13 protein-coding genes are annotated in these 16,727 nt (G+C 33.2%); 8 read left to right on the top strand and 5 right to left on the bottom strand.

The features are described 5' to 3' along the window. Positions 1–97 precede the first annotated feature (97 nt). From ACRBBL_RS00525 to ACRBBL_RS00515, 3 genes are all read right to left on the bottom strand, one after another. On the bottom strand, positions 98–2,404 hold the full coding sequence (locus tag ACRBBL_RS00525; protein WP_431367085.1) for a TonB-dependent receptor plug domain-containing protein: 2,307 nt from the start codon (positions 2,402–2,404) through the stop codon (positions 98–100). Beyond that, positions 2,397–3,293, bottom strand: coding sequence for a FecR family protein (locus ACRBBL_RS00520; RefSeq protein WP_431367084.1), 897 nt, complete (start codon positions 3,291–3,293; stop codon positions 2,397–2,399). Before ACRBBL_RS00520 ends, ACRBBL_RS00525 begins: the two co-directional genes overlap by 8 nt. A gap of 313 nt (positions 3,294–3,606) precedes the next feature. Further along, a complete protein-coding gene (locus ACRBBL_RS00515; RefSeq protein WP_431367083.1) occupies positions 3,607–4,122 on the bottom strand; it encodes an RNA polymerase sigma factor in 516 nt (171 codons plus the stop codon). A 128-nt stretch (positions 4,123–4,250) separates the two neighbouring features. Between ACRBBL_RS00515 and ACRBBL_RS00510 the strand changes: the two genes are divergently transcribed. After that, positions 4,251–6,260 (top strand): LamG domain-containing protein, encoded by a 2,010-nt coding sequence (locus tag ACRBBL_RS00510; protein WP_431367082.1) that lies wholly within the window; start codon positions 4,251–4,253, stop codon positions 6,258–6,260. Between the two features lie 160 nt (positions 6,261–6,420). Here the strand turns inward: ACRBBL_RS00510 and ACRBBL_RS00505 are convergent, their stop codons facing one another. After that, positions 6,421–6,636 carry a hypothetical protein gene (locus ACRBBL_RS00505; protein ID WP_431367081.1) on the bottom strand — a complete coding sequence of 72 codons (216 nt, stop codon included), beginning with the start codon at positions 6,634–6,636 and terminating at the stop codon, positions 6,421–6,423. Between the two features lie 481 nt (positions 6,637–7,117). Between ACRBBL_RS00505 and ffh the strand changes: the two genes are divergently transcribed. The 7 genes from ffh to ACRBBL_RS00470 all read left to right on the top strand — a co-directional run bounded on the left by ffh (position 7,118) and on the right by ACRBBL_RS00470 (position 13,878). Next, a complete protein-coding gene (gene ffh / locus ACRBBL_RS00500) occupies positions 7,118–8,449 on the top strand; it encodes a signal recognition particle protein (protein ID WP_431367080.1) in 1,332 nt (443 codons plus the stop codon). Positions 8,450–8,631: 182 nt separating this feature from the next. Beyond that, positions 8,632–9,519, top strand: coding sequence for a bifunctional 5,10-methylenetetrahydrofolate dehydrogenase/5,10-methenyltetrahydrofolate cyclohydrolase (locus tag ACRBBL_RS00495; RefSeq protein WP_431367079.1), 888 nt, complete (start codon positions 8,632–8,634; stop codon positions 9,517–9,519). A 117-nt stretch (positions 9,520–9,636) separates the two neighbouring features. Beyond that, positions 9,637–10,071: an SRPBCC family protein gene (locus ACRBBL_RS00490; RefSeq protein WP_431367078.1), complete on the top strand. Its 435-nt coding sequence runs from the start codon at positions 9,637–9,639 to the stop codon at positions 10,069–10,071. Between the two features lie 94 nt (positions 10,072–10,165). Next, positions 10,166–11,995, top strand: a complete 1,830-nt coding sequence (locus ACRBBL_RS00485; protein ID WP_431367077.1) for a tetratricopeptide repeat protein — start codon at positions 10,166–10,168, stop codon at positions 11,993–11,995. Between the two features lie 158 nt (positions 11,996–12,153). Then, entirely contained in the window at positions 12,154–12,579 is a 426-nt protein-coding gene (locus ACRBBL_RS00480; protein WP_431367076.1) for a hypothetical protein, read from the top strand. A 4-nt stretch (positions 12,580–12,583) separates the two neighbouring features. Beyond that, positions 12,584–13,084: a hypothetical protein gene (locus ACRBBL_RS00475; RefSeq protein ID WP_431367075.1), complete on the top strand. Its 501-nt coding sequence runs from the start codon at positions 12,584–12,586 to the stop codon at positions 13,082–13,084. 74 nt (positions 13,085–13,158) lie between these two features. Then, entirely contained in the window at positions 13,159–13,878 is a 720-nt protein-coding gene (locus ACRBBL_RS00470) for a hypothetical protein (protein ID WP_431367074.1), read from the top strand. A 119-nt stretch (positions 13,879–13,997) separates the two neighbouring features. Here the strand turns inward: ACRBBL_RS00470 and ACRBBL_RS00465 are convergent, their stop codons facing one another. Further along, positions 13,998–16,706 (bottom strand): carboxypeptidase-like regulatory domain-containing protein, encoded by a 2,709-nt coding sequence (locus ACRBBL_RS00465; protein ID WP_431367073.1) that lies wholly within the window; start codon positions 16,704–16,706, stop codon positions 13,998–14,000. Positions 16,707–16,727 lie beyond the last annotated feature (21 nt).

Below are 16,727 nucleotides of genomic sequence, written 5' to 3'. Positions count from 1 at the left end.
TAAAAATCAAAGCTACTTATCATTTTTTTAACATCAATTATTGAGCTTAACTATGTTTGTGGTAAATCTAAGGATTAAATATAGAATGATATGTAGCTTAAAAATCTACACGGAAACTCAAATTCGGCGTAATACCCAAAGCACGATTCTGAATTTCAGAAACAACTTCGTTATCTAAATTGTAATATTCGTTCAAGATATTTTGCTGATCGAATACATTCCAAACAGACAACCCAATTTTGGAATATATTTTTTTCTTTTTAGAAAGTGTCAAACGATAGGTTGAAGAAAAATCAGTTCTAAAATAATCGTCTAAAGTTGAAGCATTTGGTGCATTATAGTTTATCTCGCCATTTGCAACAGTTGGTATGCCAACACTTGTAGTTGGTCTTCCTGTACGAAAATAACTTCCCAAAGAAAATTCGAAATCATTCCAAGAATACGTTCCGCCAAGTGTAACATTATGTGTGATATCAATATTATTTGGAAACGGATTTCCGTTGTTAAGCGATGTAAATTCATACTCGTTTTTGCTCACCGAATAACTCATCCATACATTAAAATCATGCCATTTTTTATTGAATAACAAATCGATTCCATAAGTTTCATAACCGCCAATTGCATTGACAAATTGAAACTGATTTTGAAAACCTTGACTTCTCGTAGTAATTCCGTCTACATTTTTAATGTATGCTTCCGCAGTAATCAATAAATTGTTTTTCGTGTATTGCACTCCAACAGAAGCTTGCTTGCTTTCAATTAACGGTACAGAAGTTCCGTTTGCTAAGGTCCAACGGCGTTTTTCAATTCCTAAAAAATCATTCTGCAAATCAATCACTTGAGAAATTGCCTGACTTTTATATTCACCCAAAACCAACAAGCTAAAATGATTGGAAAATTGCTGTCTAAAGTTCAAGCGTGGTTCAAAACGGAATGTGTCAATCTTTCCATAACGATTTCCACGAATTCCAAATGTCAACATCGTTCGGTAACTATCTGAAAAATAATGAACTTCCGAATACAACGCATGATTTCGCATCACATCTTTTCGTTCACTACGAAATAACGGATTGCTTACATCTTGAATATTCGTGATTCCGATCTCTGAAAATTGATACCCACTTTCAATAGTGAAATTTTCATTGATGCGGTATTTTGTATGGAGTTTAATCGCGCTGTCTGCCAAATCATTCTCTTGAAACAAACGTTGATTATTGGTAATATTAAAGTTTGTCGCTTCTAAATTATAATTGGAAGCATACAACTGCAATTGTGTGCTAAACGCAGGATTCCATTCGCGATTATAAGTCAAGCCTGTAGCTAAATTTCGTTGGGTAATTCCGCTATTCACAGAACGTTGTCTGTTGTTCAGTATTGCATTTTCCGTATAACTCAAATCATTAAAAATATTCAAAAAGCTAAACTGTAAATTGTCTGTTTTAGAAATATCGTAAATGAATTTTGTACTCATATCATAGAAATAAAAATCTCTATTGGTAGTAGTTGTATTGTTGGTTTCTTGATTATTATTGGTGATGTCGGTATCTTGAAAAATACGATCAAAATAAATGGCGTACGTTGGAGTTTCAACCAAATCGGTAATAGATCGACGTGCCGAAACTTGCACTTCCATCTTCTTATTTAATTGCACTTTTGCAAAACCATCTACATGAATCAGGTTTAATCCTGCACCAGCAATCAAAGAATCGTTTACATGTTCGTCTAATTCCATTTGAATCATTCCAGAAACACCATCGCCATGTTGTGCACTTGTTCCATTTTTGGTAACTACTACTTTCTTTAAGAAATATGGATTAAACGCAGAAATCAATCCGAAAAAGTGTCCAGATTGATACATTTTAATATCGTCCCATAACAATATATTTTGGTCGTTTGTACCACCACGAATATTAATATTAGAAACGGTTTCGTTTATGCTTGAAATTCCTGGTAAAGCTTGAATGGTCAATAAAACATCAGGTTCGGTAACACCTGGAAGAATGCCGAAATTCTTAGGTTTTACAGTAATTTGACCTGTTCTATTCGTGGAAATTCCTGAAGCAATATATTCGGTTAAATAGACTTCATCCAATTCTTGAATTTGATCCTTAAAAACAGTAACTGCAATATAGCGTTCGTTAATAATTGTAAATCGAAGATTTGTTTCCATTTCAAAACCATCAAGTAGTTCTTTCAATGAAATAGAAGTAGCTTTCGGAGTTACCAAAACAGCGTCCAATGTAGCATCTACATACGAGAAAACTACATCATAACGTTTTTGGATTTCGGGTAATAATTTAGACAGTAAAATTTTATCTCCTTGATTTTCCTGTGCGATACTGCATTGAAAATTAAGAAAGAAGCAAAAAAAGGTGAAAAAAGTGAGTACGCGTTTTTTAATCACGTTTTAGAATAATCGAGTTTTGTTTCTTTTGATACTTCAAATTGAAAGGCAGTGTAATTGATTGTAAAGCCATATTAATATCAGCATGTGTAAAACTTCCTGTAACTATCTCGGAAGTATCAATATTCTGGGCTTCAATCGTTACATTATACTGTCGTTCAAATTCTTGAATGACTTCTTGTAAAGGTAAACTTTTAAAAGAACTTTCGTTATGTATCCACGTAGGTTCTTTTAGATTTTCTTCTTCGTTGCGGAATTCCTTCCCATCAAGTATCAAATAACGTTGTCCTGGTTTTAGGATAACACTCGTATCGTTGTGGCTAACTTTTACAGAACCTTCATAGCAAAACACTTCAAATATGTCATTTCGTTGTTTTACATTAAACTCAGTTCCTAAAACAGTGACAACTCCATCATCAGTAATAACGCTAAACGTTTTGCCTTTGGCTACTTTAAAATACGCTTCACCATTTAAGTTTACTTCGCGTTTTTCTTCCCAAGAATCTTTGTCATAAGACAAACTTGTAACTGCATTCAGCGAAACCTCAGAGGTATCAGGTAATTTAATAAGCGTTTTATTTGCTGCAACCGTATCGTGGGTCGTTAATGTTGGTAAAGTTGCATACATATATGTACCGAATCCTATTACTAAAATTGCGGCAATTTTTAACAATGGTTTAAACCATGAAGTAGGTTTTGGTGTTTCTTTCTTTGTAGTAGTAACAGTATTGTAAGCGGCGTCAACATCAACCTCAGGTGCTTTAAAATACTGCAAAGCGCTATGCATCTTCGTTAATTCCTCATAATCTTCAAGCTGTTTAAAAGCTTCTAATTCTTTAGGAGTCAGCGAATGATCTAGCCATTTCTGTATTAAATCTTCTCGTTTCATAATCGTTACTTATCTATATAACAACTTACTATCTAAAATTCCTACCCTAACTTTACTAATATATACTTTTTTGTGCTTTTTTTCGTTACGTATGTCGTTTCGAGTGATTTCCAATATGTAATCAAAAACGTCTGATCGAGTAGAATTTGTGCAACAAATTAGTATCGAGATCTACTGTGATGTCAGATGGTTTCTAAGTTGATCTCGATACAAAATTCTTTCAGAATTCCACTTGATCTGACGTTTCGGTAAATTATGTAACATTCTCAAATCAACAATCAACAATCAACAATCGTAAATCAACAATCAAAAATCAAAGTTCTTCAATCTCTTGTCGCAATTTACTCAATGCTCTATAAATACGTTTTTCTACGGCTTTTGCCGAAATATCAAGAATTGCAGCAATCTCTTTATGACGTTTCCCTTCTACACGATTCATTAAAAAAGCCGTACGTTCCGATTCTGTCAAATTCCCAATAGCACGTTGCAGTTTTTGCAAATACTCTTGTTCTTGCATCAAAAATTCGGGACTCTCGTTGGTATGTGATCTTGGCTTAATTTTTTGGTGTTGCAATACTACTTTATGATGTTTTACTTCATTCAACATCATATTATTGCCAATTGTAAACACATAACTTTTGGCTTTTTCGGGTTTTACTTTTCCGCAATTCTGCCAAAGTTTGGTAAATGCTTCTTGTGTTTTATCTTCGGGATTCAAATAATCACCAAACTTATAGTACAAATACGAATACAGGCTTTGGTAATGTTTCTTGAAAAAACTAGAAAACATCACTTCGTTACAAATATTATCCTGTAATGATTTTGGCATTTGTGTTGGCTTAATAATTCGCTAAAAGTAAACATAAATTTTTTATAAATAAAGGTGGGAATTTTGTCGTTTAAGTTGTTTTAGTAATAGCATACTAAAAGACTAGAGTATGTAAAATTGCATAATATATGAATAGAATTGCCCTAATTAAAGCTGTAAAAATAGTGTTTTCGCTTTGCGCGATATGTCTCATTTTCAATGCTTGCCAAGAAGAAAATGTACAAACTACTGAGCCAGATACACAAGCTACTTTGGTAGCCAATACAACCTTGCCAAGATTGATGGAGCGTGTGTCTTTATTAGACGGTTCTACAGATAATTTTATAGATAATGCCAATTGTTTTTTGGTCGATTTACCTGTGACAGTTTCGGTAAACGGAATAACTATTGTTGTAAATAGTACAAATGACTATGCTGCAATTCTTGAATTGTTAGGTCAATCAGATCAAAATTCAGTAGAAATTACCTATCCAATCACAATTATTTTAAGTGATTATACAGAAATTACCATAGAAACAGAAGAAGAACTCATTTCTCAAATCTCAAATTGTGCTGGACCAAATCAGCCAGATATTGATATAGAATGTATTGACTTTCAATATCCGTTTAGTATTGCCGTTTTTGATGTAAATTTTGAAGTCATTGAAACGGTTGCGATTTCGAATGATGAAGAATTATACAACTTTTTGGAAACGCTTTCTGATGGTGTAGTGGCAAGTATCAATTATCCGATTAATCTTGTAAATGCTGACGGAACTGTAGTTTCAGTTAATAGTAATAACGAATTAGAAACGGCAATCGCTGCGGCGGAAAATACTTGCGATGAAGACGATGACAATAATTACAACGATGCCGATTGTACGGAAGCACAAGTAAACGCAAGTTTGGTAGATTGTTTCTGGAGAATTACCAATTTTGCAGGAAATACAGAACTTGAATACGAATTCTATTTTAATGATGACAATTCATTTACGTTTTCTACGGATCCAATGAGTAGCACAGTCTACACAGGAAATTGGGATGTAACAACTTCTGAAGGAAGTTTGGTGTTAATCGTAACCAATATTGATACTGAGTTAACGATGTTGAATGATTCATGGATTATTGACGAATGTAGTGAAGATCAAATATTACTACACAGCGGGAATCAAGAAGTCACGTTACAGAAAGTTTGTGAAAATGCAACACCTTTTGAGTGTTTTGAAAATGTTCAAACGACTGTGTGCGACGAAGAAAATCCGTTTGATGGTTTTGTAGAAATGAACTTAGAACAATTATTCATTGCGAATATAAGTTGTACGCAAGATTATAATTTTTCTTTTCACCAAACACAGGCAGATGCAGACGCAAGTACCAATGCGCTCATTCCAACGTCGTATACAAATACAGCTTCGCAAGAAACGCTATACTTACGAATTGAAGACTCAGTAGGAATGTATCAAATCTACACCATCACAATTTCTATAGAAGACTGTTGTACAAATAATACAATCTTAACAGATGATCTAATTTTATACTTGCCGTTTGCCAACGAAACCAAAGATTTAGTGAGCAATTGGGAAGCATCAGGAAATTATAATTATGTCGAAGACAGAGCAGGAAACGCAACTTGTGCCATTGCTTTTGATGGAAATGAAACAATAGAAATTCCAATCACAACCGCCAATCAAATAGTACAAGGCGATGCTTTTACAGTAAGTCTGTGGTTTAAAATGCAAAACACCGATCCTTCCAACTATGAAATTTTATTTCAAAAAGGAAATGCGGTTAGTGAAGGTTTTCAAATCAGTGTATTCGATTTAAACACACCAGTATTTAGTGATGCAGATTCTGGATATGGTTTATGGGACGATCCATGGAATGTAGATCCAGATTTACCAACCGATACAACCAACTGGCATCATTTAGTAGTTACCGTTGATAGTAATAATACCGTGCGTTTATATAGAGATGGTGTGCAAAGAAATGTAGATGAAAATGCATCGATAGATATTGGAAGCGTTCCGTTAATGAATTACATGTTAGGAAATGGTTTTCAAGGACATTTAGATGATATTAGAGTATATAGAACGGCATTAAATCCAAACCAAGTAACAAACTTGTTTACTTTGGAAGCCGATTGCAATAATTGTTTATAAGAAATAAAAATTAAGTGTTTATTTAAGTTAGTTTAGTGACTAATTTTTAAAGCTGCCTTTTGTTGAATTAGGGCAGCTTTTTTGTTTTTAGAATGCTAAGATGTATATTTTTCTTTTTTTGTTTCAGATTCTTAAAATTAGCATCTCGTACGGTACATATCTACTCAATTGGAGTTATTGTAGCTGTTGAATCACCACAAACTCTTTTACAAGAATTTTTTTTACTACATGCTTTTCCAATTGATAAAAAGTAAATAGGATCTTGTGCCGCATTGTTGGCAGCATCATTAGCATTTTCTGCACCTCCATTAACTTGTTGAAGATTTGAAATTGAAGCTTTGTTAAGCTTTAACGACTTTAATTTTTTTGTTTTCATATTTTTTGTTTTAAAATGTTATGGGCAAATATTCAAAAACAAGAATCTGAATTTACTAGGGAAAACACCGAAAGAATTAAGAAAAAAACGCTTAATTTAATAGTGAATACACATGGGTTTTGTTCTATGGATACTTAGATTTTACTCAGCATAACGGAATTTTGTTTTGATTTGTGTTAAGGATAGGAGCGAGTTACCGTGTAACGTGGATAGCCTGACCGTCTACGGGAACACCCACATACTTTGTAAATGTAAAATGCTAAATGTTGAATTTTAAATGTAAAAGTTGACTTTAGTTTAAATTTTTTGCAGTGTAAGCATGATTTTTTTAAGTTTTTGAAATAAAAGCCATAAGAAATTCATAAATCCGTAAAAAGGTAGAAAACAAATCTACTTCTATGGCATAACCAGTCCGTTTAAACTTTCAAAATTTAGAAGTTTCCACTATCTTTGCCACTTCTCAAAAAAAGAATTCAAACGTATGTTTAATAATTTAAGTGAAAAGCTAGATAAAGCGATGCATGTTCTTAAGGGACATGGAAGTATAACAGAAGTAAATGTTGCGGAAACGTTGAAAGAAGTGCGTAGAGCATTACTTGATGCCGATGTGAACTTTAAAATTGCAAAAGATTTTACAAAAAGAGTAAAAGAAAAAGCTTTAGGACAAAACGTACTGACTACTTTACAACCAGGACAGTTAATGGTAAAGATCGTTAAAGACGAACTTACCGAGTTAATGGGTGGCGATGCAGCAGGAATCAACTTATCGGGGAAACCATCAATTATTTTGATGTCTGGTTTGCAAGGTTCGGGTAAAACGACGTTTTCGGGAAAACTTGCCAATTATTTAAAAAATAAAAAAACAAAGAAGCCTTTATTAGTTGCCTGTGATGTATATCGTCCGGCGGCGATAGATCAGTTACATGTAGTAGGAGATCAGATAAAGGTAGACGTGTATTCTGATAAAGGAAATAATGATCCAGTTGCTATTGCAAAAGCAGGTATTGCGCATGCAAATCAAAATGGACATAATGTAGTGATTATTGATACCGCAGGTCGTTTGGCAGTTGATGAAGCCATGATGACCGAAATTGCAAATATTCACAAAGCAATTGAACCACAAGAAACACTATTTGTTGTGGATTCTATGACAGGTCAGGATGCAGTGAATACAGCAAAAGCCTTTAATGATATCTTAAATTTTGACGGAGTTATTTTAACAAAGTTAGATGGTGATACACGTGGTGGAGCAGCAATTTCTATTAAATCGGTTGTAAATAAACCAATCAAGTTTATTGGTACAGGTGAAAAAATGGAAGCGATTGATGTCTTTTATCCTTCACGTATGGCAGATCGTATTCTTGGAATGGGAGATGTTGTTTCGTTAGTAGAAAGAGCACAAGAGCAATTTGATGAAGAAGAAGCTAGAAAGCTACAAAAGAAGATTGCAAAGAACCAGTTTGGTTTTGACGATTTCTTAAAGCAAATACAGCAAGTGAAGAAAATGGGTAACATGAAAGACCTAGTCGGCATGATTCCTGGAGCTTCCAAAGCAATGAAAGGTATGGAAATTGAAGATGATGCTTTTAAACATATTGAAGCGTTAATTCACTCTATGACACCATCAGAACGTTCAAAACCAGCTATGATTAATGCAAGTCGTAAAAAACGTATTGCCAAAGGAGCTGGACGTTCGGTACAAGAAATGAATCAGTTACTTAAGCAGTTTGACCAAATGAGTAAGATGATGAAGATGATGCAAGGCGGCGGCGGAAGAAAGCTGATGCAGATGATGAAAGGAATGGGACGCTAGTTTTGAAATTAAAAAGGTTTTTGGTCTTGGGTTTTTGGTACTAGGAAGTATCATAGCTAATGAATAGACTAATAATATTTGTAAGTTTACGAGTTTAAATTTTTGATTACGATTGTAAAAACAAATTAACAGCCAACAGCCAACAGCCAACAGCCAACAAGACACACACAACACAACTATACATGATTTTATTAGATGGAAAAAAGGTATCAAATGATATCAAGGACGAAATAGCAGAAGAAGTCCAGAAAATGAAAGATCGCGGAGAAAAAGTGCCGCATTTGGCTGCCGTTTTGGTCGGAGATGATGGAGCGAGTTTAACATACGTAGGAAGTAAAGTCCGTGCTTGCGAACGTATAGGCTTTGAATCTACATTGGTACGTATGTCCAATACGACTTCAGAACTTGAGTTATTGAAAAAAATTCATGAATTGAATGATAATGATGATATTGACGGATTCATTATTCAGTTGCCATTACCGCCACAAATTAATACCCAAAAAGTATTAATGGCTGTAAACCCAAATAAAGATGTTGACGGATTTCATCCTGAGAACTTTGGGAAAATGGCATTAGATATGTCTACATTTATTCCAGCTACACCTTTTGGAATCTTAGAATTACTAGAACGTTATAATGTAGAAACCAAAGGAAAACACACGGTTGTAATTGGAAGAAGTCATATTGTTGGAAGACCAATGAGTATATTAATGGGAAGACGAGGTTTTCCTGGAAACTCTACAGTGACGTTAACACACAGTCACACTAAAAACATTACACAAATTACCTGTCAAGCAGATATCATCATTACTGCTTTAGGACGACCAAATTTCTTGAAAGCAGAAATGGTAAAAGACGATGCTATTATCATCGATGTAGGAATTACGCGTGTTCCAGATGAAACTCGAAAACGTGGATATCGAATTACTGGTGATGTAGATTTTGAAAACGTAAGTAAAAAAGTAAGTCACATTACGCCGGTTCCTGGTGGAGTAGGACCAATGACGATTGCCATGTTGTTAAAAAATACTTTATTGGCAAGAGAACGTCATATAATGGCGAAAAAATAATATATCATATACAATATATTGAAAAGCGATCTTTGAAAAAAGGTCGCTTTTTTTATACTCAATTTTTGAAATTATAAAAAATAACTACTTTTACCTAACACCTAACACCTAACACCAATGAAAACCACTGAACCACCAATTATTGTCTCACAAACGTTTGCACAATCTGTAGAAACGGTTTGGAAAGCTATTACTGATGTTTCGCAAATGCGCGAATGGTTCTTTGATACTATTCCCAGTTTCAAAGCTGAGGTAGGTTTTCAAACGCAGTTCAATGTAAAAGCACCTTCACGAGATTTTATGCACTTATGGATGGTTACAGAAGTAATTCCACAACAGAAATTGGTATACAATTGGAAATATGAAGATTTGCCTGGTGATTCGTTTGTAAGTTTTGAATTGACAACAGAGAACAATGAAACGAAACTTACTTTAACCACAACAGTTACAGAAGATTTTCCTGATGAAATTCCTGAGTTTGCTCGCGAAAGTTGTATTGGCGGTTGGACCTATTTTATCAAACAACAATTGGTTGCTTTTCTGAAAGATTAAAAAAAAGGAAACACTCTATTTTCTACTGTAGTTGTCAGAAACTCATTGCATAGGAATTATGTTTCGTCTATATTTATGAAAAATAAGCGAAACCTTGAATAAAAACGCCACATATACATTTGCTAAACATAATTTTATAAAAGCAACAATAACAATAGTACTCACCTTTTTTATTTCAGTTACTTTTGGGCAATCAAAAGAAGCATATCAAAAAGTTGCAGACTCATTGCTGACAATAGGACAGAATGATGAATTGATCCAGTATTTCGATAATGAACTAAAGAAATATCCAAAGAACGAACATGTGCTACGCATGCTCGGGTATGCGCATATTACAAAAAACAACCTTGATCTTGGTGAAAAATACTACACGGATGCATTAGAGGTAAACCCAAAATGCGCTCGATGTTACTTAAATATTGGTAGAATTTCTGCTTTAAGAGGAAACAACAAAGAAGCACTTGATTATTTTAATAAAGCAGTAGATACAGACCCAAATGATGTTTTACTGTATTCTAATAGAGGAAAATTAAAAGAAATGCTTGGTGATAAGTTCGGTGCGTTGAGTGATCACAACAAGGCTATAAAAATGGATCCCAACAATGTAGATAGTTATATTTTACGTGGAATTTACAACTCAAATTCTGGCTATCCATCATTAGCTATTTCAGATTTAACAAAAGCAATAGAGTTAGCTCCCGAAAGCTATTATCCTTACTATCATAGAGCAAGTGTTTATTATGATCAAAAAAGATTTGAAGAAGCTTTTACAGATATCAATGAAGCAATTAAAAAAGACAGTAATCAATATATATTATATACCGTACGAGCTGCAATATTTGAGTTAATGCAAGAACATCAAAAAGCAGTAGACGATTATTCAAAAGCGATTTCTTTAAATAAAAATGATTATGCATCCTATGTAAACAGAGCCTTGTCATATTACGGATTAGAAGACCTTGATGCTTCTTGCGCCGACTATTCAACACTGAAATCATTAATTGAAGAAGGTAAAATCAATGATAAAGCAATACTAACACAAGTAAATAATGCCATGCAAGATATTTGCGATGCATCAAAACCTAGTTATTATTTTCAAAGAGGTGTTGGTTATTATAATCTAAAAGAGTATCAAAAAGCATTTGACATCTATGATGTTGGACTTGAAAAGTTCCCAGATAATGCAATGATGTTGTCATTTAAAGGAAATACGTATTTGGTTCTAAATGAATATGAAAAAGCGCTTAACTATTACAAACGGTCATTAGAGCACAAAGAAAATATTAGAGAAGAAATAAAAGTAAATCCAAGGTTTTCAGGCGCATCAAGCGAAAGAATTAACAGTTATTATAATGGATCATTAGCGACCATATATCTTAGCATGTCTGAATGTGAAGTTTATTTAGGAAATTTTGATGAAGCATTCACTGCAATAGAAGAAGGATTAAAATTAGCGCCTGTTATTGATGGATTCAATACAGAAGCATACTATAACATGAGAGGTTATATTTATGTGACAAAAAAGAAATATAAACGTGCGCTAAACGATTTTGATAAAAGTATAGCAATTAACAAAAACTATCCTTTGGCATACGTATACCGAGCAATTGCAAAAGTGAGTTCGGTTGAAAAAATAAAATTCAGCTCGTTTTCTATGTATGGAAATTTCAAAAATCAGGCAATGAATATTCGTTGGAATTTGCCAACTAAATCGTCATTTAAAAAATCAGAAGCTGTGCTCTTGTCTGCATTATCTGATTGTAATACTGCCATTGAAATTGACAATACGCTTGGTTTCGCTTTTTACATTCGTGGACAAATAAAACAAATGTTAGCCAAACCCGATTATTGTTTGGACTTGCTTAGGGCGAAAGATCTCGGTATAAGAGTAGAAGCACAACTATTGCAAGATTGTAAAAATTAAAGGACAGAAATAAAAACAACTGCAATTCTCTGTTAGTTACCGAAAGTTATATTGACGGTTGGAACTATTTTTCTAAAAACTACGTTGTAGTATAGTAAGCTATTGTTCTAGAGAATGATAGTCGAAAATCATCTGCAACCAACTAAAAGTAAATTTTTATGAAATTAAAACTCTCAATGCTGTCACTATTAGTAATCCTTATAAGTTGTACAGATGCAAAAGTGAATGAAAAAATTAGTGATGTACTTACTTTGGGTTCATTTGTCGATTTAGATAAGTTGAATGCTGTGAAAATGAGCAATAATTCAGGAACTTTTACTTTGACAAATACACAGCTTCAAAAGTTCAAAGTAGCGCTTTCAACTATGAAATACGATCCAACTATTGCTGTAAAAGTAGGGTCAATTGCTATTGAGCTGGAAATTGATGGAAAAAAACATAACATTTCTTCAGGAACACACAAAAATCATATAGAAGCTCATAAAAGTATTGCAACTAAAAATATACACTTATTGAAGTCTTCCGATTGGCTATATTTTGAAACAGGCGGAATCAATTTTAATAATTACAAAAGAGAAAACTGATTGTATGATAAAAGGTTTGAAAATAGGAATTTTTTATCTGCTTTTTGTTTTCTTAATGATACAATCATGTGATACAACCAATTATCAATTCACACCAGAACAGTTTGTTGCATTAAAAGATAGTTTAGGGAAAAAACTCGTTTCACAATGTTCACGAACTTCTCCAAGAGGCGCTACTCAATTTTTTAATCTATCCGAAAGCCAAAAAAACACATTACACAAAAACTTTAAAAAAGTATATACGCTTGAACCTGAAGAAGACGCTTTTAAAGACTTGAAAATTACAAGTTTTGACGAAAGTATCTTTCAATATGTAGGCTTGATTTATAATGATAAAAAGTATATTTATATCAATGCATTTCCAGAAGAATTAATTAAACGTACCAATCATGATTGGAAACGGTATCCTGTTACAGGTTGTGATGGCGGACCTCATTTTTGGGGCGTATTATTTGACATAGATGACGAACGCTTTTTTGATTTGTATATGAACGGGCCGAGGTAAATTCTATAAAAAATAAATGCCTCTATTCATACTAAAATAATAATGAGTAGTTTCGTAAATCAAAAGTAATACAAATGAAGTCTATAATAGTAAGTTTTATTGTTTCAATAGTATGTTGTACAGCTGCATTCGCACAAGAAAATAAATTGCCTTCAATAGATAAAGAATGGACTATAGAAGATTATAAAAGCTTCAATAACTACTTAAACACAATTTCTTTAGATTCCTATCCTACTTTAAAAAATGAAAAAACAAAAGCGTTATTTCAAAAGATAATTAGTAATCATTACAAGAGCTTTTTACGTGATGAAGCTATTAGTTTAGATGTGAAAGGTCCTTATATGATGAACTATCAAAAGAACATAGGAGAAGTTTTAAGTAAATATTTGGCAGGTTATGCAAAAGGAAATGATTTCGGAATTGAATTAATGCATTTAGAAGGAACAGCTATAGATATTTCTGCGGAAATGATTCCTATGATCAGAGAATTTATGAAGACACTTGATAAAAATGATAAGACATATCAAGTCCGAATGAATGGTATAAAACAAATGAGACTAGGCTTAAAACAACAACTGGAAGGAGTATGGATAATTATTAGAGATACGGAAAATTTATCTACTGAAGAACGCATCATTCTATCAGAATATTTTTTAAACGCCGCTGTTTCTATTTTAAACTTTATAGATCCAGCTGATAAAAAAGAGTTTGTCACCAAAGTAAAGAAATATATTCCTTTCGAACCCAATCAAAAAGTAAAAACGTTGTTAAGTCAGTTACTTTCTAAAGTATAAAACAAATAAAAACCGAACAACAAATTTTAACAAAAAGTTACTCGGTTTTCAACTAACAATACTACAACGTATTATCTTTTATTTCTTTCTGAATAATCATCAATGATATTCAGTATATCTTATAATGTATACACAAATCGGAACGTAATAAATCGTGGTTGAATAAAAGTTTCTTGACTGAAAACCGATAAATTATTCGCGCTGTTTCGTACTTGTGAATCAATGTTTAAAAGGTTTGTAGCCTTAATTTCATATTCCCATTTTGCATCTCTGTCCTTTCTGTATGAAAGTGTCGCATTCCATGTTTCGAATGATTGCGATTCGCCATTTCCTAAATCCTGATTTGTATAGGTGTAATCTGTTCTAAACGTAATTCGCTTCCAGATATATGCATCAAAATCAAACGTAGTCGCGTTGGTTGTAAACTGCGTACTTCGTCCACCTTGTGTATTATCAGTTACGCTATAACGATGACGCAATTGTACATTTGGCGCAATTTTAAAGTTTGTACGAATAGCAGGAGTATAGGTTTGTGTAAATCCTTCGTTTACCGATTGTCGCTGTTGAATAAACTGATTGATTTTACTATAATTAAAACTAGCGTTTAATGTTGCGCGAATCTTTCCAAAAGTACGTTGTACACGTCCAAAAACACTCACATTTTCATCTGCAAAACTCGAATTAAAAAATGTACTTGTACGAATAACACTTTCAAAATCTGTCAAACCACGAATTTGATCAATATTACTTGAATACGAAGCTCTTGCAAATACATTTGTATAATTAAAGAGATTGAAACTCGTATAAATCAAACTTACATTGTGTGATAATGCATTTTGCAACTCAGGTTCTCCAAATTGGAAGCTATTAAAGTTATTCATCACCAAACCTTCAGCCAAACGAGTTACGTCTGTAAACTGATTACGCATTTGGTAGCGTAAGGTCAACGCTTCACTCTTTTTAAACTGAATTCGCGTTTCAAAATCAGGTAAAACTCTAAAGAAATTATCTTTATACTCTACACCAAACTGACTGTTTTTATTTCCATACGCATGTACTGAAAATCCTGGCGTAAAGGTGAACTTCCCACTTTTTAAACGGTAATGAAAACCTAAATAGATATCACTAAAATTGTATTCTGTATCATTTGTAGCACGTCCATCATTAAAAGTTGGAATAGGATTCAATGTCAATCCAGGACCTAAAAACTGAAACAAATTCGAGTTGAATTGCTGATTGCTCAAAATAGTTCCGAAAGTAATATTGATATTACTTCGCGCATTCAAAATATTATAATAATCCAACTTCATATCAAACTGATTGGATTTAATACGTCTGTTTTGACGAAGATTGTATTGTGAAGTAGTAGTGTCTAAACCTAAAGCATCTGCCGTTGTATCAAACGCACTATCGGTATCATTATCTAAAATTGCATTATAAAAAGGATCTTCATTCTTAATTAAATGCTGCGCTTCCAATGCAAAAATATTATTCTCATTCAACGTATAATAATAATTTAAATTCTGATTGAAACTATACGGAGTTACTTCATCAATTTGATTTGTAGTACCTATTACAGATGAAAATACACCTTGATTTTGTGTGTCATTTGAAACACGACCAATCACGTCATAATCTAATTGATTGTTGAAGTTTGGTTTGTACGAAGCACTCAATTTCGCTACAACTTGATCTGAGCGTTCTCTGCTTCGTTGTTCGGTGGCTTCATCAGGAATTCCTAATTCAGGATCCGTATACTGTACAAAACTCGATTCTTTCGATAAAATTCGGCTACTGTTATAAATTAAAAATCCGCTTAAATCCAATGCTTTATTTGGAGAATAGCTAAAGTTTCCTGTCGCTAATTTACTTTCTATTTCTAAGGCATTATTCTGATTCGTCAAAAAGTTCAAACCATTATCACCGAGATTAATATTAGTTCCGCTACTTCTACTTGGCGGACGAAAACCACCGCTAAAACCTCGAATATCGCGTCGTGATAAGGCAACTTCTCCAATATTATTCAAATCTCCAATAAAATTGATACTGTACTTTGGACTGTAATAAAATAATTTGGGTTGAAACAAATAGAGTTCATTATCGGGAGACGATCCACTACCAGCGGTCACATTACCAAACCAGAAATTTTCTTTTCCTTCTTTCAGTTTGATGTTAATAGCAACACTATCTTGATTATTAGTCACGCTTCGCAACTGACCAACTTCCGAATAATTACGCAATACTTGAATCTTATCTACAGCTTTAGAAGGAATATTTTTTGTAGCCAATTTGGTATCTCCATCAAAAAAATCTTTTCCGTTTACCATCAACTTATTGACGACTTTCCCTTCAACTTCTATCTGACCATCTTCATTGATTTCTACGCCAGGTAACTTTTCTAAGACATCTTCTAGCTTCCGTTCGGTACCATTCTTAAAAGAGTCGGCATTATAAACAAGTGTATCTCCTTTAATAGTTACAGGCATTTCATAAGTCAACTCAACTGCTTTTAAAGAGTTGGCGCTTTTCATAATAAAGTCTTTGGTAATATCACTTTCTTTGGTAGAAAGTTCTTGTTCCAAATTCTTTAAACCTATGTAGCTTACCTGAATTTTGTAATTGCTATTCTTTGCTAATTTAAGTCGGTACTTCCCAAACTTATCTGTAATTCCGTATGATTCTAAGGTATTACTTTCCTTATTCAATGCAATTACATTTGCTAGTTCTAGTGGTTTATTGAGGCTATCTTTTACAACTCCTTCCATTTTAATTTGCGCAAAAGTGCAGTTTGCTGCAAAGAATAGGATAATACAAAGTATTTGTTTCATTAGTTTTTCTAGTTAGTTTCT

It is taken from the genome of Kordia sp., from assembly GCF_050633145.1.
GTDB lineage: Bacteria > Bacteroidota > Bacteroidia > Flavobacteriales > Flavobacteriaceae > Kordia.
The sequence above is the reverse complement of the archived record's forward strand: the minus strand, read 5'-3'. Positions and strand labels throughout refer to the sequence as shown.